Below are 23,857 nucleotides of genomic sequence, written 5' to 3' on the forward strand. Positions count from 1 at the left end.
GCGCTCAAACATTAACACAAAAAATGCTCTGCGCTGGGCATTCGCAATAAAAGTACCCCTCCCTGTCAAAAAGGATAAGACAAATGAAAATCATGTTTAAATTTATTTTTGTATCTATCGTTGCACTAGTATCAATCTCGGCATGGTCATTGGAAATAACTGCTGATGAAGTCCGTAGGCAAGACGGTAGTGAGGCAAGTGTATACTCGGGTAATGTTAAGATTCTTTTCCCTGAAAATTCAGATTTCGAAACAACAGCTTTGACTGTAAAGACCCTACCAAGTGGTGAGCGATTCCTTGAGGGTGGCGTCACCCTTAAGTACAAGGAATTAATAGTTAAGACCGAAAAGGCAGTAATATCATCAGCTGAAGGCGGTGTAACGGCTGCAATGGATAGAGCGGAAGTAACGGGCAAGTAAGTTGATAACAAGGCCGGACAATTTACTCCGGGCCTTCGGCCCTCCGTGGGACAGCTTACTTTGTGCACGTGTTGCGCGGCTCGTCACGCACCCATTTTCGCGCAAATCGCGCACAAGGTAAGCTGCCCTGCTGGCGGCGTTAAGGAATTACGATGAAGAAAATATTTCTACTAATTATAACGTTTTCAACGTTGGTCTCATGCGCATCGGTAGAGCGAGGTGAGGTTTTTGAGTCAGTTACAGAAATCAAATCTCCACTTCTATATCTGTATAGAACTAAGCGATTTCAAGTTGCCGGCGGATCACCATTAGTTCGACTGAACTCTGTTCCAGTGGGAAAGGTCGAAAATGGTGGTTACATAGCGATAAGGCTGAATGTCGGTGAAAACAGTATTTCTGCTGATAGGAATGTAATGGATTGGAGCGTTACCTGTCCTGAGTTAAAGGTTGAGGCGAAGCCTGGCTCTGTATATTTTGCAAAAATTATCGTAGGTAAGGAGGCGGTAGATTTTATTTCGGTAGGAAATGCGTCAGCTGCAAATATTACGTGGAATTGTGCAATTCCTCTTGTTGATCAAAATATCGCTGTTTCTGAGCTACAGGGCCTGGTAGCAAATTCCAGGAACCCCGGGGGTATCGTAAATTAATCCTTAACAAAGCCGGGCAAAGTACTCCGGCTATATCTTGTGAGATACGGAGACCTGAAGGAATGGGCGCTTAGGTTAAGTAATGGGGTGATGGCCCACTACTACAATGAAAAGGCCGGTACCGTACTGGTTTACGGGGTTCACAACGATGTAATCCGAGTGAATCTGCGCCAGCACGCATAGCAATGTGCTGCTATCCGAAGTATAAATTTATGCATTTTTGTGCGTTTTCTTCGCTTTCATTTTATCGCATAAAGTGCCACAAATTAGCCGCGACTTAGCGCGGCGTTAATTTCAGATGCTGCTATGAAAGTAATTTTTATCCTATTTACAATGGCCATGTTCGTGATTGGTGCCAATGCGTCGCAGTCAGTTATAGGTGCGTACCATGCTGATACGAGGAGCAATTGGGGCTGGACTTTAGTCTTGGGTGAGGGTTACACAGGGAAAATTATTTTCACGGAATATCCAAATGAGTGTGGTCCATGTGAAAAATCTGAGGTGATTGAGCAGGGAGTTTGGAGCGTTAGTGAAGGTAAGATCATGTTAGTGCTCTCTAGTGGGAGAGAATACATGTTCGCGATTCTAGACGAAGAAAAGTTACTGCTAATCGAGCCAAGGGTCTCTGGTTTCGATCCTGAAAAATTCGTATTTCTTAGAGAAATTTAACTGGGGTGGATAATTTTTTCAGGTCGACTTTCGGTACGATAAGGGATTCGAGTGGTAGGGAAAGTGACATCATGCGATTACAGTGGCTCACCGCGTCGGAAAACCTATCAGCATAGAAGCGATATGACATCTTTAGATGTCAACAAAAGCTATTGGGGCGTTTTACACATAGGGAACCTAAAAAATAAAGGCAACCATCGTTAGGGAGTTAGGGGTTCAACGGTCGACTGGCTGTGGAAGTCCTTCTGCCACCCAGGCGGCGCTTACCATCTTTTGCTCGATCAATTGTTAAGGTAATTATGCAGATTGAATATAAAGTAAATGAAGTGGTGTCGGTCGAGCAGTTCCGAAGTTTACTGGATCGTTCTACTCTGGCTGAGCGCAGGCCAGTAGATGATGCTATCTGTCTCGAGGGTATGTTAAAGCATAGCGACCTGACCGTGAGCGCCTGGTTCAATAATACTCTTGTCGGCATCGCGAGAAGCGTTACCGATTTCAATTACGCATGTTATCTGTCGGATCTTGCAGTAGACAGTAATTTCCAGAAAAACGGTATTGGCCGGAACTTGTTGTCAATGACGCAGGAGCAGCTTGGGCCGAAATGCAAGTTGATCCTGATCGCCGCGCCCGCGGCCAATTTATATTACGACCAACTGGGTTTCGAGAATAACCCCCGTTGCTGGGTGCTGGATCGCGATGCGCGTATCGCGGATTAAATTGAGTGGTGCGACTGGTCAGTATTCGGCTCCCGTGAATTGTCACGGTGGCAACCTATACTTGGTGGCTTACGATCAATGGTAACTGAGAGGGCGTATCAATGGAGGGATTGCTAGGTTTACTGATACTGATCGCGGATATCTACGCGATCATCAAGATATTGCAGAGCTCGGCAAGCGGGCTCAAAAAACTGGTGTGGGTACTGATAGTGCTGATTCTCCCGGTCATCGGTCTGATCGCCTGGTTCCTGATGGGGCCCGGTGGGCGCTCAGGGTGATTGCTCGCAGCCCGGTATTGGAGGGTTACCTTGCGCGCTGACAATATTTTCACTGCCCTGCCCGACGCGCTGGATGGCGAGGTATTCGAAGATATTGTCAGTGCCGATACTGTTCGTATCGAGCGTATTGTCTCCCGCGGTCAGGTGACACCGGAGTCAGAGTGGTACGATCAGCAGGAGAGCGAATGGGTGATCCTGTTACAGGGTGCGGCGCGTATCTTGTTGGAAACTCCTGGTGATGCGGCTAACGAAGGCGCTATGCGCGAGGTGCGCCTGGCGCCGGGAGACTATCTGAATATTCCCGCTCACTGCCGACACCGGGTCAGCTGGACTGACCCGCAGCAGCAGACTGTCTGGTTGGCGGTGTTTTACCGCTGAAACCCTGGTCCTTTTCCAGAAATTCGCTAAAGCGACCCATGTAGCGATCGAATGCTTCGTACTGGGGAACATGGCCAATATTGTCCAGTTCTACCAGGGTCGCGTTGGGGATTTTCTCTGCGGTGGCTTTTCCCAGCTGGTCGTAGCGGCCCAGCTTCTCTTTTGCGGCTTGTGTCGCCCGATTCCTGCCGATGGCGGTTCTATCCCGGGTGCCGATGATCAATAGTGTCGGCGCTCGCAGGTCTTCAAATTCGTACACAACGGGCTGGGTAAACACCATGTCCGAGGTGCGTGCGTCAATACTGGCGATGGTCGCGGCGTCCGGGCCGAGTGTCCAGCCAGCCTGTATATCCAGCAAGGCGTTGTATCGCGGCTTCCATTTGCCGTCGAAGTAGGCGCGCGTCATATACGCCTTTACGCCTGCGGGGGTCTGTTTCAGCTCTGCCTGGGTGGCCTGTTCGATGGTCTGGTAGGGAACATGGCGTTTCCAGTCCTCCAGACCGATGGGGTTCACCAGTACGAGCTTTTCCACAAGCTGCGGGTACATGAGGGCGAAGCGGGTTGCCAGCATGCCGCCCATGGAGTGGCCGGCGATGTGTACCTTCTCAATCTCGAGCGCGTCGAGCAGGCTGTGGGTCTGGTTGGCGAGCGCCTGAAAACTGAAATGAAAGTCCTGCGGTTTGCTGGATTTTCCGAAGCCGACCTGATCCGGAACGATTACCCGATAGCCTTGTGCGCTCAGCGCCTCAATGGTGGTTTTCCAGTAGGCCCCGGAGAAGTTCTTTCCATGGAGCAGCAGGACGGTGCCTCGTGGCGCGTCTGCGGCCTTTCTATCACTGGGTGACACATCCATGTAAGCCATGCGCAGGCCGCCTTGAACCTGCGTCTGGTTGCGCGTATCCAGGGCCTGTGCAGGTAGCGTGTGGACCTTTACCGGGTAGGGATAAGGGTAATCGCTCAACAGGGCGTCCCGGGGCTCTACCTGGTAGGTGTCCGGGCTCTCGGCACCAGCCGTGTGGATTGGTGATGCGGTCAGGAAGAAGGCACACAGGGAGGCGTGTCCCCAGTGGCGGAGGTGGCGGTTTACCATGCTTTAGCCCCGTAAGTGCAGAGCCCGGCGAAACCGGGGCTGTGGATTTATTAGCGCTGGTATTCGAGCTGATGCGGGTGTCAGGACGCTTTTGTGCTGAGCATGCTGGTGTTGTGACCGGGCAGGGGTAATTGCGGCAGGTCCGAAACCGCCTGCAACAATCCCTGCTCATACAGGCGCGCGGCCTGGTCTTTTTCTCCCAGGGCGAACAGCAGGCGCGCCAGCTCGGCAGAGGTGACCGGGTCTGAGCGCAGCAGCAGACTTTTCTCAAAATACTGTCGCGCCTTGCCCCAGATTTCATTGCGAAGACAGAGCCGTCCCAGGCAGGTGAGCAGGTCGGCGTTTTCCCCGTATTCCTTCTGCCAGCCATCCGCTACGGTGAGCTGTTGATTGGCATCGGCGCCGGTGAGGTGTCCGTACAGGCGCACGGTATCGCCGCGCCATTCCCGGTTCAAAATCCAGCGCAGGTGCTTTTCCGCTTCCACGTCGTCATCGACCTTGTGCAGGGTCTCGCCGTAGAGATTGCGCAGCTCGATATTGCGTTGCCAGCGCCCGTTCAGGCTTTGCCAGATCTCGCGGAGTTTTTCCCGGTCTTTGCGGTTGGCGGCGTCGCGCAGCAGGTTCTGGTACACCTCGAGCTCGAGTTGCTGCAGCTGGGATTCAGGCATGGTGCCGTGCTTTTCAAGGCGCGGGAGCAATTCGCGAAGGCCGTTCCACTCGCCGATGTGATAGTAAGCCTGGCGCAGCAGCTGTAGCAGTGCGGGGTGATTGGGCTCTTCCTGCATGGCGCGTTGCAGGCTGGCGATACATTGCTCGTAGTGTTTGTCGAGCAATTGCATGCGCGCCTGGCTGATGGCGACGGCAAGCTGGGTATCGTCGCCGGTGGCCTCGGCCTTGGCGAGCAGCTCGTTTGCTTCATCCCGGTAGCCGAGTTCGAACGCGCTGCGGGCCGCGGCCAGGTAGTTGATGATGGGGGCATCGGAGCGGGCGGCACTTTTCAGCAGCAGGCGGCGCGCGCGGGCCCAGTTGCCTTCCATATACTCGACCAGTCCGTTGGTAAGGCGGCGACGGGCCATGCGACTGCGACCAAAGCGGATGCGGCTCACGCTGCCCTCGATGGCACGAGCGAGGCTGCGCAGCAGCCAGATCAGCAGGAACAGGGCGAGCACACCCAGCACCAGTCCGCCCACCGCGACCCACAGATTCATCTCGATCCGTTTGCCGCTATCACCACCCACCATCAGCAACAGGTAGCCGGGGTAGGAGCGCATCGCCTCGGCGAGCAGGGCGCCGCCGAGCAAGAGTACCAGGGTGAAGAAAAGGAAGCGTTTCACTGGAAGCTGCCTCCGTTACCGCTGTCGTCCGACTGACCCGCGGAGACCTTGTGCATGCGATCGATATAGTTGCGCAGCGCGCTCTGGGAGGCGCTCAGGTTCGGCAGGTCGGTTTTGACCTTCTCCTGGCTCAGCTCTTCCAGCTCGCGCAGGATTACCTGGCGCTGGGGGTTCTCCACACCGTAATCCAGCAGCAATTGGCGCGCGTGGTTGAGAGATTCGTTATACACGGTGTCGTCCGCGCGCAGCACGGCCAGTTCTGCCTGTTCCATGTTCAGGCGGAGGCTCTGACGGAAGCGGGTTTCGCTTTGCGGCGACAGCAGCACCGGGTCTACCTCGCCGTCGCGGATACGCACCGAGCCCTTGAGGAAGTCGACGAAGTTATCCCAGCTAGAGCGGAAATGCGCTTCGCCCACATCGGCGTTATCCGCCTGGGATTTCGCGCTCGCCGCATCCCGTTTGGCGAGATCGAATTGGGGCTGGATATTCAGTTTGACCATCTGCTCTTCCAGTGCGCGCAGGCGCAGGTAGAGACCTTCGCGATCCACATTTTCCACCAGCTTGAGTTCGGTGATGTCTCTCGCCAACTGCTGGCGCACGCCAAACAGGTCCGGCAGGTCGACTTGGCGCATGATGGTGTCTACTTCCTGCAGCAGGCCGAGCGCGGCGCGGCTGTCCTGTTCCAGCATCAGGCGCTGGTTGGCGAGGCGCAGCAGGTAGTCTGCTTCTGCCAGCTGCCAGTCTTCCCTGCTGGCGTTGCCGAGCTGGCTCAGGCGATTGCCCTGGGCGGTGACATTGCGCTGCAAGCCTGCCAGTTGTTGCTGCAGCTGCTGGATGGTCTCGCCCTGTTGCGTCAGCTGCTGGTTCTGCTGGGAGAGTTGCTGGCGCAGTGCGCGGATCAATTGTGCGCTCTGGTCTTGCGGCGGTATCGGCGAGGTGGCGGCCGGTGTGTTGGGGGAGGATGTATCCGGTGATGGGCGGGAGTCCTCCGGCTGCAGTATCGGCTGTTCGGGGGGCGGGAGCTGTTGTGTGCCCGCAGTGGGATCCGACTGTGCTCCGTTGCTGCTGGGATTTGTCTGGCTGGTATCTGCCTGCCCGGTATTTGACTGATTGGCGGGCGCAGTCGTAATCGGGGTGTCGGCGGTCAGACTGTCGCTGGTGGATCCGGCGCTGCTGTCAGTAGAAAAGTGTTTGCCGATAACCGGCAGCGTCTGCAGGTGTTGTCCCACCTGCTGGCGCACGCCGGGCAGCAGGTACCAGGCCGCGATCGCGGCGGCGATCAGTACCAGTAGCAGTAGCCAGAACCAGGTCCAGCCGCGCCCCTTTTTCACGGTGCGTGCCTTGGGGGGCTTTTTGCCTGCATCGGCGGAGGACTTGCTGCCCGCCTTGTCGCCGCTTTTGCCGGACGTTTCTGCCGCTTTGGCGAAATTGCTCTTGGGTTCGGCTTTGCGGGTCACCATCGGCACATCTTTTTCATCGGCCTTTTTATCGCCGTTGTTATCCGGGGTGGAGGGCGGCGGGGCTTTTTTATCGCTCATGGACTCGCTTGCTCAGAATGGATGCTGGGATGCTAATGGCACCGGCTTTCTTGCGCGGGCCAGTCCGCTCGTGCGACGGGCTGGCGGACACTGTTGCGTCTGTAGAAAGAAATTTTGTCGCCAAATTATAGCGACTGAAGCCGTTCTTTATACGAAGTCTGGCGCGGAAATGAAATTTTTTACCGACTCTGGCGTGTAATCAGGAATCGTCGGCGGTCAGAGCGTCTTTCAGCGCGGCCAGCATCGCGTTGTCGCCGGCATTGTGGGCGGCGTGCACCCGGGTGAAGCCGAGTTCGCGTGCGCGGTCGGCGACCCGCGGGCTTGGACAGATGAGGTGACTCTGGCGCAGGATACTGCGGCCGCTCGCATCCAGTGCGAGATGCAGATTGTCGAGGGTTTCGCCGCTGTGCACGGTGATCGCGTCTGGAATGTGCGTGTAGGCGCGAATTTGCCCGGTGGCTTCCGCGGGTAGTGCGCGCTGGTAGAGCTCGCAGTAATCGAGGCGCGCACCGCGCTCGACCAGGGTGTCGCCAATCAGGGTGCGTCCGCCCTGGCCGCGAAAAATGATCACCCGCTCACCTGTCGGGTGCTGCAGTGGCGGTAGCGCCAGCAGCGCTTCCGAATCCATCGTACTGGGAATTGTGTCACCGGAATCACCGGTATTGCCGACTTCGGGTGCTGCGCCGCGGGCGCGAATTGCACGGGCGGTAGCGGCTCCAATAGCGTAGTAGCGCGGCCCCTGGGGTAGCTGCGGCCAGTACGTCTCCAGCCAGTCGAAGCCGTGTTGTACCGCGTTCTGCGAGACAAAGATGGCGTGTTCGAACTGGTCGAAATCCATCACCAGGTTTTTGATGGCCTGTACCGCATTGCCGTCCTCTACCGGAACGATATCCAGCAGCGGAATACAGTCGGTGACCGCGCCGGCGGAGTGCAGCAGATCGCGCCAGCCGCCGCTCTGGTGAGCGGGGCGGGTGATCAGGATACGTCGACCGGAGAGTGTCTCGGTGGCGCTGGCCATGGCTGCGGGTAAGGGATCAGATCGCCGCGAGAATCTTGTCGGCGCCGGCATCGAGCAATTGCTCGGCCAGGCGGGTGCCGAGGACTTCGGCTTCCGACACGTGTCCGCGAATTTCACTGTTGAGCATGGTGGCGCCGTCGGGGCTGCCCACCAGACCGCGCATATACAGCTGCTCCTTGTCCTCGCCCTCGAAAATCGCATAGCAGCCGATGGGTACCTGGCAGCTGCCATTGAGGCGGCGCACCATAGCGCGCTCGGCAACCAGGTGGTGACTGGTGTCGGCGTGGTGCAGGGGCGCGAGCAGCGCCTCGAGCGCAGGGTCGCGACGGGATTCGATACCCACGGCACCCTGTCCGCCGGCGGGCAGCAGGACTTCGGGTTCGATAAACGCGGCGATGCGCTCACGCATTTCCAGTCGCAGCAGGCCGGCGGCGGCGAGGATGATGGCGTCGTAGTCGCCGGCATCCAGCTTGGCGAGGCGCGTATTGACGTTGCCGCGCAGGAATTTCACTTCCAGATCCGGGCGCAGGGCCAGCACTTGGCACTGGCGGCGCAGGCTGGAGGTGCCGACCACGGCACCTTGCGGCAGCTCTTCGAGAGAGCGGTAGTGATTGCTTACAAATGCGTCGCGGGGGTCTTCACGCTCGCAGATCACCGGCAGGTGGAGCCCTTCCGGGAATTCCATCGGCACGTCTTTCATTGAGTGCACCGCGATGTCGGCGCGCCCCTCGAGCATGGCTTTTTCCAGTTCTTTGACGAACAGGCCTTTGCCGCCAACTTTACTCAGCGGGATGTCCAGCAACTGGTCGCCGCGGCTGGTGAGCGGCAACAGTTCAACGGTGAGGTCCGGGTGGTGGAGCTCCAGCTGTTGCTTGACGTAGTTGGCCTGCCACAGGGCGAGGGCACTCTCGCGGGTGGCGATTCGGATGGTGGTGATTGTATTTTCGGTCATGCGCGCAACGGGATCGAAGGAAATTTCCGCGCAAGTCTATCAGTTTGGGGCGCACATTGGGGACGCGGATTGAGGGTGGGAATGGAAGGCGCTAGCTATCGCCCTGCTGACGCAACCAGTCTTCGAGAAAGATTCGTGCGGCAATGGAATCCACCGGCTGGTTGGCGTAGTCGCCGCGATGGCCGCGCTCGCGCGCCTCGTCTTTTGCCGCGCGGGTGCTGAGGCGCTCATCGGCGTAGGCCACGGGCAGCCCGAGGCGCCCGTGCAGGCGCTGGCCGAACTTGCGCGCGCGTGCGCCGAACTCGCTCTCGCTGCCGTCCATGTTCAGCGGTAGGCCCACCAGCAACACCTGTGGGCGCCATTCGTTGACGACCTTCTGCACTTGATCCCAGTCGGGCTTGCCGTCTTTGGCGGGCAGCGGATCCAGTTCGCGGGCACTGCCGGTGAGACTCTGCCCGTAGGCCAGGCCGATGGATCGGGTGCCGAAGTCGAAGGCGAGGGCGGTGATAGGTTTGCTCATCATCAATGCTCAGGCGTGACCGGATTGGGTACCGATTCCCGTGAGATCAATGCCGTGACGCGAGGCGGCGGTGTGCCAGCGCTTGTCGCACGGGGTGGCAAACAGGATTTCCGGTTCCGAGGGCAGGGTCAGCCATGCGTTCTCGGCGATCTCCTGTTCCAGTTGCCCCGGTCCCCAACCGGCATAACCCAGTGCGAGCAACACATCATCCGGGCCGCGTCCGCAGGCGAGGGATTCGATGATGTCTTTGGAGGCGGTCAGGCTGATGTCGTCGGAGACGTCCACGGTAGAGGCAAACTGCATACCGCGCCCGTGCAATACAAAACCCTGCTCCTGTGCCACCGGGCCGCCCACCAGCACCGGCTCGTCGCCGCGCAGGCTGGTGTCATCCAGAGAGAGCTGGGAGAACACCTCTTTCCAGGTCACCTTGCTGGGTGAGTTGATCACGATCCCCATGGTGCCCTCCTTGCCGTGTTCGCAGACGAAGGCGACCGCCTGGTGAAAGCGCGGGTCTTCCATGCCGGGCATGGCGATCAGGAACTGGCCCCGCAGACTGTTGTGGGTGAGGTCACTGTCGATACTGGATGGTTGCATGGGACACATGAAGTTGGCGCATGAGGGGTAAGTTTAGTGCGGCTGTGCGCAGTGCGCGCTCAACCGCGGCTCGGCGTTTTACTGGCGGCAGTGGAAAAGCCGGTCATTTCAAATCGCCAGGTGCGAATGATTTCCAGGCGATCGGCCTCTTTGCGGATTTCTGGCGGGAAAGGGGCAAAGGGCGCCGCCAGGCGTACGATCTGCTGGGCGGCGTCATCGAGCACGCGCTCGCCGGAGGATTCCAGGATGACCACCTCTTCCACAGCGCCGCTCGGCAGCAAGCGCACCATCATGCGCAGGTCGCCGGTAATCTGGCGTGCCAGGGCCTCTTCCGGGAAGTTGTCGTTGCCAATGGCTTCCACTTTCTGTCGCCAGTCGTGCAGGTAGGCTGCATCTGATGCGGCCTTGGTGGCTACCGACGTGAGGCGACGTACACGCGGGCGCTGCGCGATGGTCTGTCGAATCTTGTCAAGCCGCGCCTGCAGGCTGGCGATTTCCGGGTTGCTGGGGGGCAAATCTGTAGGCGCATCGCCGCGCTTTTCTTCCGAGCGCTTGTCTTCCGCGGGCAGCTCCGGCGCTTGCTGCGGGCTGTCGCCAATGGTGGTCACCAGCTGGCGCAACTGATCCGCCGGGCGCGCGGCCTGTTGCTGGGGTAGCGGATTGACCTGGCGGATGCTGGTATCGGCGATTTCCGCTTGGCGATCGGTGGAAAGTTCTTTGGGGGTTTCCGCGGTACCGCTCGCCTGCTGGTTGTGTTGCGCCAGATAGTCGGCATCGTCCGGTGCGTCGACCGAGCGATGCTGGGCGAGAGTCACTTCCAGGGTTGGCGGCGCTTCCTTCGCTTCGGGGGCCGTAAACGCCACGCCGAAAATCAGCAGGGCGTGCAGCGCACAGGCCAGGAACAGGGCAAACGTAAATCGATCCCCCTGAGACGGTGGTGTCGCCTGGGACTGATCCAGTGTGGCGCGCGAGGCGCTGGGTTGGCTGGCTGCTGCGGTCATTGTGGTTATTGCTTTTACTACTGCCGTGAAACCGCCGGCAGCCGGCAGAGCGACTTGCTTCGCTCAATGCGGGCCCCGGCAGGAGTTGGACAGTTTACCCTTTTTGCGCCAATCGGTCTGTGATCGCGCGCATCAATAGTCCGCCGATGTCGGTGCCAAAAGCGTTGTCGATTTCTCGTACACAGGTAGGGCTGGTGACATTGACTTCGGTGAGATAGTCGCCGATCACATCCAGGCCGACAAACAGCAGGCCTTTTTCCTTGAGCGTGGGGCCCACCTTGCGAGCTATCCACAGGTCTCGTTCCGAAAGCGGGCGCGCTTCGCCGCGGCCGCCGGCGGCGAGGTTGCCGCGGGTCTCTCCAGCCTGGGGGATGCGGGCTAGACAGTAGGGAACGGGCTCCCCATTCACCATCAGGATACGCTTATCGCCGTCTTTGATTTCCGGAATATAGCGCTGTCCCATGATCTGGCGCTTACCGTTATCGGTGAGGGTTTCCAGGATCGCTCCCAAATTACTGCCATCGGGTTTGACGTGAAAAATCCCGGTGCCGCCCATGCCGTCCAGAGGTTTGAAAATGGCGTCCTTGTGTTCCGCATGGAAGGCGCGCAACTGCGAGATGTCGCGACTGACAATCAGCGGCGGGCAGCAGCCATCAAAATGAGTGGCGAAGATTTTTTCATTGCAGTCGCGCAGGGATTGGGGCTTGTTGGCCACCAGGGTGCCGGCGCGCTCCGCTGCCTCCAGTATGTAGGTGGAATAGATGTACTCGTTGTCGAAGGGCGGGTCCACGCGCATCAGCAGGACATCGAGGTCGCCCAGGTGCACGGGCTTGCGCTCGCCCAGCTGGAACCAGTTTGTCGGATCCTCGAAAACTTCTAGCGGGGAACCATTACCCATGGGTTTGCCGCCATCCAGGTAGAGGTCTGACTGGAGGAAATACTGCAGCTCAAATCCCGCGCGCTGGGCGGCGAGCAGCAGGGCCAGGGTGGTGTCTTTCTTGTAATTGATGTTGGCGATGGGGTCCATGACCACGCCGAGCGTCTGGCTCATACCGGTATCCGTCTTTCTGAAGGTGATCTGGGCGGGGTGCCGGACGCGACGGCCGGGGTGCACATTTCGGCACGGGCTGGGGTCGCGATCCGCAATCCGGGTAAGGTAAGAGTAGTGGGCGCGCCGTGCAAGCTGCGCGACCCCGTGCAGGGTGCACAGAAATGCGGCATTGCTCACAAACTGACCATGACTCGCTTACTGGCTTCGCCGTCGCTAGATTCACTCTGGCATCTGTGATAAAAGTTTCATCCTGATCTGCGCCCGCTGGCCGGCGGCCAATGACTGCGACGATCGGACCCCGTAATGAGGTTGCACGAAGGGCGTCGCATCGGTTTCCACAACCGGCGCCTGAAAAATAAGTAAAGGGGATTCAGGAACACTATGGAACTCAACTGGGAAAGTCTCACCGTGATGGTGATTGACGACAGTAAAACCATTCGTCGCACCGCGGAAACGCTGCTGCAAAAAGCGGGTTGTGCGGTTGTTACTGCTACCGATGGTTTCGATGCGCTGGCGAAAATCGCCGATTCGCGCCCGGATATCATCTTTGTGGATATCATGATGCCCCGCCTGGATGGATATCAGACCTGTGCGCTGATCAAGAACAACAGCGAATTCCGCAGTACGCCGGTGGTTATGTTGTCCAGTAAAGATGGCCTGTTCGACAAGGCCAAGGGCCGCGTGGTGGGCTGCGATCAGTACCTCACCAAGCCGTTCAGCAAGAGCGAACTGCTGGGTGCAATTTCCGCACACGCCAAGCCGCATCACGCCGCCTGAGAACTGCTTCACTCTCGGGGCGTGAAATATTCGGCATAAATGGCGTAGACTATGGCGACTTGCTGCTGTTGAGTCGCCCGACACGCTCGGAAATGCATGAGATTCAAGAAAGTCAGCAATAAATAACAAAGCGTGTGGCAGCCCAGCCTCTGTTGGGCGGCCGGTACCAACAACAATCCGCCCGGTAAAGAGTAATGATCGGGGCGGAAACACTATCTCGGGGGAAAAATGGCCAAGGTGCTTATCGTCGATGATTCGCCGACCGAAACTCATAAGCTGACCACCATTCTGGAAAAGAACGGTCACGCGGTGTTGACCGCCACCAATGGTGAAAATGGCGTCGACGTCGCCCGCGAACAGCGTCCCGATGTGATCCTGATGGATATCGTCATGCCGGGGCTGAATGGCTTCCAGGCGACCCGTCAGCTCAGCAAGGGTGACCAGACCAGTGGTATTCCCATTGTCATCGTGACTACCAAGGATCAGGACACCGACCGGGTGTGGGGCATGCGCCAGGGCGCTCGTGCCTACCTGACCAAGCCGGTAGATGAAGGTAAGTTGCTGGGTACGATCGCGGAGGTGTTGGCCTGAGGCCAGCGTTGAGTCTCCGTGCAACCAACTCTTACCCCTTATCTCGCGCTGGTTGATATTGCCAATCGCGCAAAGGCGCAGGCGCAGGGGCTGCCTGCCCGCCAGGAAGTAAAACCCTACTGGACGGGCATCGGATTTTCTCTGCTGGGACAGCGGTTTGTCTCCGCCATGGAAGATGTGGTGGAACTGCTTGAGGTGCCCCAGTACACCTTCGTTCCCGGGGTGCAGCCCTGGGTGCGCGGTGTGGCCAATGTGCGTGGCCGCTTGCTGCCACTGTTCGACCTGGCTGCCTTCTTTGGCGGTCACCTGACCAGTTCTCGCCAGCGCCGTCGGGTGCTGGTGCTGGAGCACGAAAAAATCTATGTGGGACTGATCGTCGATGAGCTGCACGGGATGCAGCACTTGGCGCTTGAGTACGGCAAGCTACCACCCTCTGATCTGGCGGAACCCTATGCGCCGATGGTGAGTGGTCAGTTCCAGCTACAACAGGGGCGCTGGTTGGTTTTCGACCTGCAGGCCTTGCTCAGTGATTTTCAGTTCGCAGACGCCGCGGCCCATTGAGCCGCGGTTTTCTGTTTTGTGCGTCTGCTCGTGTGGGCGCGCCACCTGCACGCGGGGTGGCTGAGGTTTAACCGGCTACATGCGTTAAACCTTATTGAGGGAGCGGGTTTTGCCCGTTGCCGCGAAAACCGTAACTGGCGTGGGCCGGTTTGGGGGTGCCCACTTTCGTGGGTAGCGAAAAGGGGATGTGGAGCCATCAGGCTTCAAAAGTGGTGATAACAAGAATTGGCCTGGATCACAGGTCCGCCAGGAGTAAATTATGAAAACAGGCTCCCAGAGTTCATTTTCCGCGTTGCGCAGTAACCCTGCGGCGCTGTTTATGGGTTTGCTGGTACTCGCCACACTGGCGGGGCTGATCGTCAGCATCTACTTGGTGCAGACCCGTGCCGACCAGGACCAGGAATACCTGGAAGACGTGGCCGAACTGCGCGCCCTGTCTTACCAGCTGGTGTCCTACGCACCGGCGGCGACCGCGGGTGACGAACAGGCGTTCGCGGACCTGGAGCAGACCGTCAATCAGATGGCTGCCACCTGGAACGAACTGCAGGGTATGGATACCGCCAGCAAGCAGGCACTGGACCAGGAGCTGGCCTCCTACGGTCAGGTATGGCGCCAGCTGCGCGAGCAGGCCGATACCATTATCGGCAACAAGGACTCGATCATCTTCCTGAACGACGTGGCGAGCACCCTGAACGACTCGCTGCCGGAGCTGCAGGCAGAGCACAACAACATCGTGGAAATCCTGCTGGCCAACAACGCCCCGGCCAACCAGGTAGAGCAGGCCCAGCTGCAGGTATGGCGCGCCGAGCGTATCGGCCGGAACATCGACAAGATGCTGCAGGGTGGTGACGACGCCGAATCTGCCGCCGACCAGTTCAATACCGACGCGAGCCTGTTCGGTAAAGTGGTTGAGGGTATGAAGGGCGGTGACGTGGTGATGGGTATTTCCCGCGTAACCGACACCGAGGCCCGTGAGTCTCTGGAAGAAATTACCGAGCTGTTTGAGTTTGTAAGCTCATCCGTACGGGAGATCTTCGAAGCGACCCCGGCACTGTTCGCCACCCGTCAGGCGGCGGATGGTATTTCGGCCTCCTCTCCGCAGCTGCTCGAAGCGCTGTCTATCCTGAACGACCGTATCGTGAGCCTGTCTGGTGAGCGTCAACCGAACAACCAGACCATCGCCATCATCGCCGGTGTGTTCGTACTGTTGATCTTCGGCATGATGATCACCGCCTTCTCCGGTACCCGCCGTACCCTGAAGGAAGAGACTGAAACCAACGAGCGTAACCAGCAGGCGATTATGCAGCTGCTGGACGAACTGGCCGACCTCGCAGACGGTGACTTGACCACCTCTGCCACGGTAACCGAGGCCTTCACCGGTGCGATTGCGGACTCCATCAACTACACCATTGACCAGCTGCGGGTGCTGGTATCGCGAATCAACGGCGCGGCGCAGGAAGTATCCTCCCTGTCCCAGGAAACCCAGCAGACCGCACTGCACCTGGCCGAGGCATCTGAGCACCAGGCCCAGGAAATTGCCGGAGCATCCGCGGCGGTGAACGAAATGGCCGTGACCATTGACCAGGTATCTGCGAACGCCGCGGAATCTGCCCAGGTAGCGGAACGCTCGGTACAGATCGCAAGTAATGGTGCCAAGGTGGCACAGAACACCATCAAGGGCATGGACACGATCCGTGAGCAGATTCAGGACACCTCCAAGCGAATCAAGCGACTGGGTGAATCTTCCCAGGAGATTGGTGACATCGTAAGCCTGATTAACGACATTGCCGACCAGACCAACATTCTTGCACTTAACGCTGCGATCCAGGCCTCTATGGCCGGTGACGCAGGTCGAGGCTTCGCGGTGGTTGCGGACGAGGTTCAGCGCCTCGCGGAACGTTCCGCAGCAGCAACCAAGCAGATTGAAGGCCTGGTAAAAGCGATTCAGTCGGACACCAACGAAGCGGTTGTGTCGATGGAATCCACCACCACCGAGGTGGTGCGCGGTGCACGCCTGGCGCAGGACGCGGGTGTTGCCCTGGAAGAGATCGAAACGGTATCTACCAACCTCGCATCCTTGATTCAGAACATCTCCAACGCGGCACGCCAGCAGGCCTCGTCCGCGGGTCACATCTCCAACACGATGAACGTGATTCAGGAAATTACCTCGCAGACTTCTGCCGGTACCCAGGCCACTGCACAGTCCATTGGTAACCTGGCCCAGACCGCATCCGCACTGCGCGACTCCGTTGCCGGCTTCAAGCTGCCCAATGAAGACGAAGTGGAAGGCGAAAGCGATCTGTACGATGGCGATCTGGCTGAACTCTCCGAAGAGTTCCCGATGCTGGAAGAAGAAAACGCCGACGGCGTGGCTGCGGAAGAAGATGGCCTCGCAGGCCTCTCCGCCGAGCGTTCCGATACCGAGCGGGCCATGGCCTGAACCACCGCGCATACCGATAACGACAACGCGGACACTGCCGGGGCTCGCGGCTCCGGCAGAGTAAAGCAGCAGATGGGTGGCGCCAGCGGTTAACCGCCGCCTTTCAGCGAGCAACTTGAATTACCGAGGACTTGGCGTGAATCGCGACAATCCCAATTTTGTGGCCTTGGATTGGCTGATAGGCGAAATCAACGAGACGCTGGCCCAGGCGCGCCAGCAACTGGAAACATTTGCCTCCGATTCCTCCGCTTCCAGCCCCTCCGCAGACAGCGACTCCAACGACGCCAATGGCCTGTTGAAAAACTGCCTCGACCTGATTCACCAGGTACACGGCAGCCTGCACATGGCGGAGCTCACCGGCGCCGCCATGCTTGCCGAAGAAATGGAACAGCTGGTACACGCCCTGGCGAGCGGCGAAGTCGAAAACAGCGACGAGACCCGCGAATTCCTGATGCGCGCGTTGCTCGAGCTGCCTTTATATCTGGAAAAAATTGCCTTCCAGCGCCGCGATAACGCGGTGCTGCTGCTGCCGTTATTGAACGACCTGCGCGCGGTGCGTCGCGAACGCCTGATCACCGAAGGCGCACTGTTTGCTCCGGACCTCAGTCCGCTGGATGACGCAATTGGCAATCGCCAGCCACTGCTGGCCAACCCCGCCAAGCTGCAGGAGCTGGTCGCCAAACTGCGCAAGATGTACCACGTGGCTGCTGCCTCCCTGATTCGCGATGTGAACAGCGGCGAGAGCCTCGCCTACCTGAACAAGGTCAGTGAAAAGATGGCGCTGCTGTACAGCGGCAGCCAGCGTCAGCACCTTTGGGTGGTCCTGCAGGGGTTGCTGGAAGGAATCGCCGATCACCGCGTCAATGTACTGCCGGCATTGCGTCAGCTACTGCGTCGTATCGATGTGGAATTCCGTCTGCTCTCCGGCCACGGCGCGAAGGTACTGGACCTGCGTCCGGACCGCGACCTGACCCGCAACCTGCTGTTTTACGTCTATCTGTGTGGTCCCAACGGACCGCGCACCGAGGCGCTGTACCGGAAATTTGCTCTCGACAAGGCAGTGCCCGGCACACCTCGTCCAGATACAGAAGACGCACTGGCCATGGGCCCCGAAGCCATGGGCACGGCCGTGGCTGCCCTGCGCGAGGAGCTAGCCGGGGTGCGCGAGGCCCTCGACCCGAGTGTAGCCAACAGCGAGCGTCCGCCGCTTGCGGATACGGCTGTGGTGGCCAAACGTATTGCCGACACCCTCGGCGTACTCGGACTGGAAAACCAGCGCACACGTGCGCGCAGTATTTACGAATACCTGCGGGATGCGTCCCGCGTAGAGTCTCCCGACGACCTCCTGATGCAGGCCGCCTCGGAGCTGGTGCAGCTCGATTCCGGGCTCGCTGCCGCTGCGGAGCGCGATCGAAAAATTGACAGCGAATCCCCGCTGATGGGAGAAGCTACGGATCAGGTACTGCGCGAGGCGCGTATCGGTCTGGAAACCGTCAAAGAGGCGGTTGTTGAATATATTGCCAGCCACTGGGATGCAGGGCATTTGTCCCACGTGCCCCGACGCCTGCAGGAAGTCTGCGGTGGTCTGGATATGGTGGGTTACCAGCGCGCTGCCGAAATTGTCGGCGCCTGTAAAAGCTACATCGAAGAGCGCCTGATCGAAGCCGGCGACCAGCCCGACTGGAAGTTGCTGGATACCCTTGCGGATGCGGTCACCAGCGTCGAGTACTATCTCGAGCGCCGCGCCGACGGTATCGAAGATGCCGATATGTTACTGGCCCTGGCGGAAGACAGTGTGGCCACGCTCGGTTACTCCGTGGGCGATGACGCACGCGAGGCCAGTGAAGCGGAAGATATCGCGGATATAGAAATGCCAGCCGCTGCGGAAGCAGAGGAGCACGCTGCTGTTGATAGTGATGTTGCTGAGCTTGGAAGCCTCGATACCGAGGCTGGGCCGCAGTCTGCACAAGCCGAACAGGATGCGCTGGATAGTTTCGAGTTCAACCCGGTACTGGAGTCCGAAGACAACGCCGTTGCGCAGGAAGAGCCCCCGGTGAGCGAAGACCCGCTGGCGGGTCTGTCCATGGGCGTGATCGACGAGCCCGCGGAAACGGCAGAGCAGCAGCCAGAGAGCGCAGTTCCCGCCAACGAGCCCTCTCTGATCGAAGAGAGCTGGTTTGCCGAAGATGCTGCAGAAAGCGAAGCGCCGGTGGCGGATCTCGAGCCCGAGTTCTCCGGAGCCGCCCATCAGCCGCAAACCGATTCTGCGGTGCCGGCACCGACCCTGGAAGAAGACGACGATACCAGCATTATCGACGACGAAATCGTGGAGATTTTCCTCGAGGAAGCCGGTGAAGTGCTGGAAACCATCGGGCAGTACTTCCCGCTGTGGGCGGAAAATTTCGATAACCGTGACGCGCTGGTGGAATTCCGCCGCGGCTTCCACACCCTGAAAGGCTCCGGCCGCATGGTGGAAGCCCACGAGGTGGGTGAGCTGGCGTGGGCGGTAGAAAACATGCTGAACCGTGTGCTCGACGAAACCATTTCTCCGGCGCGGGCGCACGTGCTGTTGATCGAGCTGGTCGTCGCCAAACTGCCGTCCATGGTAGATGGGTTCCGCACTCGCACCGGCGATCCGGATCCCGCACGCACTGCGGAGCTGGAAGCCTGGGCCAAACAGCTGTCCCACGGCGAGGTGCCCGAGGCACTGCTGCAGAGCAGCGCCAATGATAGTGCCGCGGAAAGTCCGGCCAGCGAGATTGAAATCGAGATCGACAGTGATGCCGACGAGCATTCACAGCTGTGGGAAATTTTTGCCCAGGAGGCGGAAACCCATCTCGCCACGGTGACCGAGTTCCTGAACGAAATGGAACGCGCTGCACCGGTATACGGCGTACCCTCCGATCCGCTGCATCGTGCGCTGCATACGCTGAAGGGGTCCGCACATATGGCGGACGTCACCCAGGTGGCGGAGCTGATGGCGCCGCTCGAACGTTTTGCCAAGGAGCTGCGCACTTATCAGGTCGCGATCGACAGCGATATTTTCGAGCTGCTCAGCGATGCCCGTAGCTATGTAAAAGGCGTCATCAACCAGATTTATCGCGGCGAACCTCTATATGTGGAGCGCAGCGAGCAATTTATTGCCCGCGTCGCTGAACTACAGGAGCGCGCGGTCGGGCATTTGATCCGTGAGCGCGAGGCCAATGAGCCGAAGGCGGTGGATCCGCAACTGCTGGCCGTGATCATGGCCGACGGCATGAAGGTACTGCTGGACGCGGACCAGATGCTGAATCATTGGGCTCAGCATCCGGGTGACAAATCTATTCTGCTTCCGGTAGCGGAAGAGCTGGACGTGCTACAGCAGGCTGCGGGACAGGCCCAGTTGCCGGCACTGCAGGAATTGTCGCAGTTGCTGCTGGCGGTTTACCGCCAGGTTATCGACGGGCACCTGGAAGAAGAGCCCGCTCTGTGGGCAACCCTCGAGCAGGGGCACAATGAATTACTGGATCTGGTGGATGCGGTTGCTGCCTCCACGGATCTGCCGCCGGTCAGTGAAGCGGTCGGTGAAGCACTGCGCTACCTTGCCCAGGGCGATGATGGCGTCGATGACGAAGATATCGATCTGTCCGAATATGGCATCGACAGCAGTGAATTCGGTTTTGTCGAAGATGAACCCGCGACGGTCGAGGAAAGCTCAACTGTCGATGCGCCGAGTGGCAGCGACGAAGAAGCATTCAGCTTTGACGATCTGGTTGCAGAGGAGATTGCTGCAGACACGCCGCAGGTGGACGATGCTCAGGATGCAGCACCCGCTGTGGATCCGGCAGTATTCGAACAAGCAGGTGAAGAAGCAACTGTCTTTGAGCAGGAACCAGTAGACAACCTGATCGAGGTGACAGCGGAAGGCGATGAACCGGAGCTTACGGTCGAATGGCTCGAGTCGGAGCTGTCATCTGCCGATGCTCCAGCTGAGGAATTCCTGGAAGCAGCCCCGGTTGTCGAGTCGCCTGACGTCACTGAGTCCGCGGCGGACGAAGCTGACCTGACGCATGATCTCAAGTTTATCGAAGAGCCGGAGATGGCCCCCGAGCCGGTCGCACCCGCGGCAGAGTCCGTGGGGGTCGAGCCGCAGTCCGCCGCCGATGGTTCCACCGACGGCCTGAGCGACGCCCAGCGCGCACTGCTGGCGGACATCGATCCCGATGTGGTCGAAGTCTTCCTCGAAGAGGCCAATGACCTGGTCGACGAGCTCGAGGAGCTAATCCAGAACTGGGAGCAGGCTCCGGAAGATGCCCAGTACCCGGAAGCGCTCAAGCGTGTACTCCACACCTTCAAGGGTGGTGCGCGAATGGCAGCGCTTATGGGCCTCGGTGAAGTTGCGCACCGCTTTGAAACCGTTATCGAAAACATGCAGAGCGGCAGTTCGCCCTCGGCAGAATTCTTTGCCGATGCCCACGGTATCTACGACCGGCTGGCGGCCGGTGTGGAAACCGCGCGCGCATGGATGACCGGTGAAGAGCTGGAACCCTTCTGTGCCCTGCTGGAAACCCGCTGGGCCGATGAGCAGGTCTCCGAACATGTAAGTCCGGTCGATTACGGCATGGAATCCGAGCAACCGCTACCGGTTGCAGAGGACACGCCGGAAGTGCAGGCCGAGGAGCCTGCGCAGGAACATCAGGATGACGTGTCGGCGAGCGATCCGCAGCCGCCCGCGCCTGCCGTGGAAATCATTGAAAAAAGTGCTCCGGCACAGCCGCCGGCCCCCGCCAGCAACGTACTGCCATTTGTGCGCAAGGCGCAGAAAGTCGGCGAGCGCGATGGCGGCCAGCCGCGCAACCAGCCCCAGGAAATGGTGCGGGTCGCGTCCGAGCTGTTGGAAGAGCTGGTTAACCTCGCCGGTGAAACCTCCATCTCGCGTGGACGTCTCGAAGAGCAGGTTGGTGAGTTCGGTCTCGCGCTGGATGAGATGGACTCGACCCTGTCCCGTCTCAACGAGCAGTTGCGCCGACTGGATAAGGAAACTGAAGCACAGATCCAGTTCCGTCAGGAACAGCTGGCCGAGCAGGATGTGGATTTCGATCCGCTGGAAATGGACCGCTACTCGTCCATTCAGCAGCTTTCCCGCTCCCTGCTGGAATCCACCTCTGACTTGCTGGATTTGAAGCAGACCCTGGGACACAAGGCCCGGGACACTGAAACCCTGTTGTTGCAGCAGTCGCGGGTAAATACCGAGCTGCAGGAAGGCCTGATGCGCAGCCGCATGGTGCCTTTCTCGCGGCTGGTGCCGCGACTGCGCCGGATTGTCCGTCAGGTTAGTGCGGAACTCGGCAAGCAGGTCGACCTGGTGTTCTCCAACGTCGAGGGTGAGTTGGACCGCTCCATGCTCGAGCGTATGGTGGCACCGCTGGAACATATGCTGCGTAACGCGGTGGACCACGGTATCGAATCCCCGGAAAAACGCCGCGAGGCGGGCAAGGCCGAGCGCGGACGTATTTCCGTGGCGCTGGCCCGGGAAGGTAGTGAGGTGGTGCTGACCATCAGTGATGATGGTGCGGGTATCAACCTGATGCGCGTGCGCGAAAAGGCCATCGAAAGTGGCCTGATGCGCCCGGATGCCGAGCTCTCGAACAACGAGATCATGCAGTTCATCCTGCAGGCCGGCTTCAGTACTGCCGACAAGGTGACCCAGATTTCTGGTCGCGGCGTAGGGATGGACGTGGTGTCCGCCGAGATCAAGCAGATCGGTGGTGCAGTGAGCATCGCCTCCCAGGCGGGTAACGGCACCGAATTTGTGGTGCGACTGCCGTTTACGGTATCGGTCAACCGCGCCCTGATGGTGAAGGTGGGTGAGGATCTGTTTGCCCTGCCGCTGAACACCATCGAAGGTATCGTGCGTCTGAGCCCGTTCGAGCTCGAGCACTATTACCGCACGCCGGAAGCACGCTTCGAGTACGCCGGTGAGCCCTACCAGGTGAATTACTTTGGCAGCCTGTTGCAGTCCAGCGCGCAACCGCGCCTGGCGGTTGAAGATATGCAGATGCCGGTACTGCTAGTGCGCACGGAAAACTCGGCTATGGCGCTGCAGGTAGACGCGATCATGGGCAGCCGCGAAATCGTGGTGAAGAGCCTGGGTCCGCAGTTTGCGGCGGTACAGGGGGTTTCCGGTGCAACCGTGACCGGTGACGGTACCGTGGTGGTAATTCTCGATGCGCATGCGTTGTTGCGTAAACACGCGGCATTGCTGGCGCGCCCGGAAACGCCGTTGCTGGAGGAGCTGTCCGAGCCCGTCAGCGGGCGTGAAGAGCCGGTTCAGCAGAAGCTGGTGATGGTAGTGGATGACTCGGTAACTGTGCGCAAGGTAACTACCCGTTTCCTCGAGCGTGAGGGCTACCGTGTCATCACCGCGAAAGATGGCCAGGATGCGATCATCCAGTTGCAGGATGTGATCCCGGATGTGATGCTGCTGGATATCGAGATGCCCCGTATGGATGGCTTCGAGGTTGCGCGCAACATCCGCGGTAGCCACCGCCTGCGGGATATTCCGATCATCATGATCACCTCCCGTACCGGTAAAAAGCACCGCGATCACGCACTGTCCCTGGGGGTTAACCACTATCTCGGTAAGCCCTACCAGGAAGAAGTGCTGCTGAATGCCATTCGCGATTACAGCGATGTGGAGGCGGAAGCCTGATGTACCGCTTGATTGAGATTAACGAAAGAACACAAGCCCGAGCCTGCGGCGGAGAGTGCACACCATGAGCGGAGTAGACGCCCTGCCCACTACCGAAATGCCCCAGGAGTTGAGCAGCCTGTTGCTGCCGCTGTCAGACGGCCAGCTGCTGGTGCCGGTAGATACATTGTCCGAAATTATCGCCCTGCAAAGCCCGGTGTCGGCATTCGACGCGCCGGACTGGTATATGGGGGAGTTGCACTGGCGGGAGTTGCGTCTGCCGCTGGTGTCGTTTGAGGTGATGCGCGGCAATCCCATGCCGACCCTGCGCAGCAACTGCCGTATTGCCGTGCTCAGCAGTGGCAATAGTGAGGGCGATCTGCCGTTCTTTGCCGTGGTCCTGCAGGGCACGCCGCGACTGGTGCGGGTTACCCCGGACGAACTGTCCGGGCGTGAAGGGGAGTGTGCCCTGGGTGAGCTAATGCACGTGGCGCTCTCTGGGGAGGCCGCGGTCATTCCCGACCTGGCAGCACTGGAAGAAGCCTGTCTGGCGTACCGTAAGCGCCGCTGAAGTTGCTCTCTAACCGGTACCAATAAAAAAGCCGCTCAATTG

At 59.1% G+C, this 23,857-nt stretch carries 21 protein-coding genes; 12 read left to right on the forward strand and 9 right to left on the reverse strand.

Annotation, left to right across the window (positions count from 1 at the left end; genetic code table 11):
- Positions 1-83 precede the first annotated feature (83 nt).
- From B4U49_RS06870 to B4U49_RS06890, 6 genes are all read left to right on the forward strand, one after another.
- Positions 84-419 carry a hypothetical protein gene (locus B4U49_RS06870; protein WP_078083837.1) on the forward strand — a complete coding sequence of 112 codons (336 nt, stop codon included), beginning with the start codon at positions 84-86 and terminating at the stop codon, positions 417-419.
- A gap of 152 nt (positions 420-571) precedes the next feature.
- On the forward strand, positions 572-1,066 hold the full coding sequence (locus B4U49_RS18830) for a DUF2846 domain-containing protein (RefSeq protein ID WP_143735570.1): 495 nt from the start codon (positions 572-574) through the stop codon (positions 1,064-1,066).
- Between the two features lie 306 nt (positions 1,067-1,372).
- Positions 1,373-1,735: a hypothetical protein gene (locus B4U49_RS06875; protein ID WP_078083838.1), complete on the forward strand. Its 363-nt coding sequence runs from the start codon at positions 1,373-1,375 to the stop codon at positions 1,733-1,735.
- 299 nt (positions 1,736-2,034) lie between these two features.
- The gene (locus B4U49_RS06880; protein WP_078083839.1) at positions 2,035-2,451 is read left to right on the forward strand and encodes a GNAT family N-acetyltransferase; all 417 of its coding nucleotides are present in this window, start codon (positions 2,035-2,037) and stop codon (positions 2,449-2,451) included.
- A 101-nt stretch (positions 2,452-2,552) separates the two neighbouring features.
- The gene (locus B4U49_RS06885) at positions 2,553-2,729 is read left to right on the forward strand and encodes a PLD nuclease N-terminal domain-containing protein (RefSeq protein ID WP_078083840.1); all 177 of its coding nucleotides are present in this window, start codon (positions 2,553-2,555) and stop codon (positions 2,727-2,729) included.
- A 30-nt stretch (positions 2,730-2,759) separates the two neighbouring features.
- Positions 2,760-3,107: a cupin domain-containing protein gene (locus B4U49_RS06890; RefSeq protein WP_078083841.1), complete on the forward strand. Its 348-nt coding sequence runs from the start codon at positions 2,760-2,762 to the stop codon at positions 3,105-3,107.
- Here B4U49_RS06890 and B4U49_RS06895 read toward each other — a convergent pair.
- From B4U49_RS06895 to gshB, 9 genes are all read right to left on the reverse strand, one after another.
- Positions 3,052-4,197 (reverse strand): alpha/beta fold hydrolase, encoded by a 1,146-nt coding sequence (locus B4U49_RS06895; RefSeq protein WP_078083842.1) that lies wholly within the window; start codon positions 4,195-4,197, stop codon positions 3,052-3,054. The genes B4U49_RS06890 and B4U49_RS06895 overlap by 56 nt on opposite strands.
- An 80-nt stretch (positions 4,198-4,277) precedes the next feature.
- The gene (locus tag B4U49_RS06900) at positions 4,278-5,531 is read right to left on the reverse strand and encodes a heme biosynthesis HemY N-terminal domain-containing protein (protein WP_078083843.1); all 1,254 of its coding nucleotides are present in this window, start codon (positions 5,529-5,531) and stop codon (positions 4,278-4,280) included.
- Entirely contained in the window at positions 5,528-7,069 is a 1,542-nt protein-coding gene (locus tag B4U49_RS06905) for a uroporphyrinogen-III C-methyltransferase (RefSeq protein WP_078083844.1), read from the reverse strand. Before B4U49_RS06905 ends, B4U49_RS06900 begins: the two co-directional genes overlap by 4 nt.
- Positions 7,070-7,268: 199 nt before the next feature.
- Positions 7,269-8,087, reverse strand: coding sequence for a uroporphyrinogen-III synthase (locus B4U49_RS06910; RefSeq protein ID WP_078083845.1), 819 nt, complete (start codon positions 8,085-8,087; stop codon positions 7,269-7,271).
- Between the two features lie 16 nt (positions 8,088-8,103).
- Positions 8,104-9,039: a hydroxymethylbilane synthase gene (gene hemC / locus B4U49_RS06915; protein ID WP_078083846.1), complete on the reverse strand. Its 936-nt coding sequence runs from the start codon at positions 9,037-9,039 to the stop codon at positions 8,104-8,106.
- 91 nt (positions 9,040-9,130) lie between these two features.
- Positions 9,131-9,562 carry a Holliday junction resolvase RuvX gene (gene ruvX / locus B4U49_RS06920; protein WP_420811465.1) on the reverse strand — a complete coding sequence of 144 codons (432 nt, stop codon included), beginning with the start codon at positions 9,560-9,562 and terminating at the stop codon, positions 9,131-9,133.
- A 6-nt stretch (positions 9,563-9,568) separates the two neighbouring features.
- The gene (locus B4U49_RS06925) at positions 9,569-10,153 is read right to left on the reverse strand and encodes a YqgE/AlgH family protein (protein WP_143735571.1); all 585 of its coding nucleotides are present in this window, start codon (positions 10,151-10,153) and stop codon (positions 9,569-9,571) included.
- Between the two features lie 59 nt (positions 10,154-10,212).
- Positions 10,213-11,154, reverse strand: a complete 942-nt coding sequence (locus tag B4U49_RS06930; protein WP_078083848.1) for an energy transducer TonB — start codon at positions 11,152-11,154, stop codon at positions 10,213-10,215.
- 94 nt (positions 11,155-11,248) lie between these two features.
- Entirely contained in the window at positions 11,249-12,205 is a 957-nt protein-coding gene (gshB, locus tag B4U49_RS06935; RefSeq protein WP_078083855.1) for a glutathione synthase, read from the reverse strand.
- 381 nt (positions 12,206-12,586) lie between these two features.
- On the opposite strand from gshB, the gene pilG reads away from it, so the two are divergent.
- The 6 genes from pilG (at position 12,587) to B4U49_RS06965 (ending at position 23,815) form a co-directional block, all read left to right on the forward strand.
- Complete coding sequence (pilG, locus tag B4U49_RS06940; RefSeq protein WP_010132439.1) at positions 12,587-12,982, forward strand: twitching motility response regulator PilG; 396 nt, start codon at positions 12,587-12,589, stop codon at positions 12,980-12,982.
- A 228-nt stretch (positions 12,983-13,210) separates the two neighbouring features.
- Entirely contained in the window at positions 13,211-13,573 is a 363-nt protein-coding gene (gene pilH / locus B4U49_RS06945; RefSeq protein ID WP_078083849.1) for a twitching motility response regulator PilH, read from the forward strand.
- 18 nt (positions 13,574-13,591) lie between these two features.
- Positions 13,592-14,134 carry a chemotaxis protein CheW gene (locus B4U49_RS06950; protein ID WP_078083850.1) on the forward strand — a complete coding sequence of 181 codons (543 nt, stop codon included), beginning with the start codon at positions 13,592-13,594 and terminating at the stop codon, positions 14,132-14,134.
- Between the two features lie 259 nt (positions 14,135-14,393).
- A complete protein-coding gene (locus B4U49_RS06955; protein WP_078083851.1) occupies positions 14,394-16,574 on the forward strand; it encodes a methyl-accepting chemotaxis protein in 2,181 nt (726 codons plus the stop codon).
- Between the two features lie 136 nt (positions 16,575-16,710).
- Positions 16,711-23,265, forward strand: a complete 6,555-nt coding sequence (locus tag B4U49_RS06960; RefSeq protein WP_078083852.1) for an Hpt domain-containing protein — start codon at positions 16,711-16,713, stop codon at positions 23,263-23,265.
- A 64-nt stretch (positions 23,266-23,329) separates the two neighbouring features.
- On the forward strand, positions 23,330-23,815 hold the full coding sequence (locus B4U49_RS06965; protein ID WP_078083853.1) for a chemotaxis protein CheW: 486 nt from the start codon (positions 23,330-23,332) through the stop codon (positions 23,813-23,815).
- Positions 23,816-23,857: the final 42 nt, after the last annotated feature.

The sequence above is a fragment of the Microbulbifer mangrovi genome (assembly GCF_002009015.1).
GTDB classification, from domain to species: Bacteria; Pseudomonadota; Gammaproteobacteria; order Pseudomonadales; family Cellvibrionaceae; genus Microbulbifer; species Microbulbifer mangrovi.

Coding starts and splice junctions, on each gene's coding strand:
- B4U49_RS06870 (WP_078083837.1), top strand. CDS start 84: ATGAAAATCATGTTTAAATTTATTTTTGTATCTATCGTTGCACTAGTA.
- B4U49_RS18830 (WP_143735570.1), top strand. CDS start 572: ATGAAGAAAATATTTCTACTAATTATAACGTTTTCAACGTTGGTCTCA.
- B4U49_RS06875 (WP_078083838.1), top strand. CDS start 1,373: ATGAAAGTAATTTTTATCCTATTTACAATGGCCATGTTCGTGATTGGT.
- B4U49_RS06880 (WP_078083839.1), top strand. CDS start 2,035: ATGCAGATTGAATATAAAGTAAATGAAGTGGTGTCGGTCGAGCAGTTC.
- B4U49_RS06885 (WP_078083840.1), top strand. CDS start 2,553: ATGGAGGGATTGCTAGGTTTACTGATACTGATCGCGGATATCTACGCG.
- B4U49_RS06895 (WP_078083842.1), bottom strand. CDS start 4,197: ATGGTAAACCGCCACCTCCGCCACTGGGGACACGCCTCCCTGTGTGCC.
- B4U49_RS06905 (WP_078083844.1), bottom strand. CDS start 7,069: ATGAGCGATAAAAAAGCCCCGCCGCCCTCCACCCCGGATAACAACGGC.
- B4U49_RS06910 (WP_078083845.1), bottom strand. CDS start 8,087: ATGGCCAGCGCCACCGAGACACTCTCCGGTCGACGTATCCTGATCACC.
- hemC (WP_078083846.1), bottom strand. CDS start 9,039: ATGACCGAAAATACAATCACCACCATCCGAATCGCCACCCGCGAGAGT.
- ruvX (WP_420811465.1), bottom strand. CDS start 9,562: ATGATGAGCAAACCTATCACCGCCCTCGCCTTCGACTTCGGCACCCGA.
- B4U49_RS06925 (WP_143735571.1), bottom strand. CDS start 10,153: ATGCAACCATCCAGTATCGACAGTGACCTCACCCACAACAGTCTGCGG.
- B4U49_RS06930 (WP_078083848.1), bottom strand. CDS start 11,154: ATGACCGCAGCAGCCAGCCAACCCAGCGCCTCGCGCGCCACACTGGAT.
- gshB (WP_078083855.1), bottom strand. CDS start 12,205: ATGAGCCAGACGCTCGGCGTGGTCATGGACCCCATCGCCAACATCAAT.
- pilG (WP_010132439.1), top strand. CDS start 12,587: ATGGAACTCAACTGGGAAAGTCTCACCGTGATGGTGATTGACGACAGT.
- pilH (WP_078083849.1), top strand. CDS start 13,211: ATGGCCAAGGTGCTTATCGTCGATGATTCGCCGACCGAAACTCATAAG.
- B4U49_RS06955 (WP_078083851.1), top strand. CDS start 14,394: ATGAAAACAGGCTCCCAGAGTTCATTTTCCGCGTTGCGCAGTAACCCT.
- B4U49_RS06965 (WP_078083853.1), top strand. CDS start 23,330: ATGAGCGGAGTAGACGCCCTGCCCACTACCGAAATGCCCCAGGAGTTG.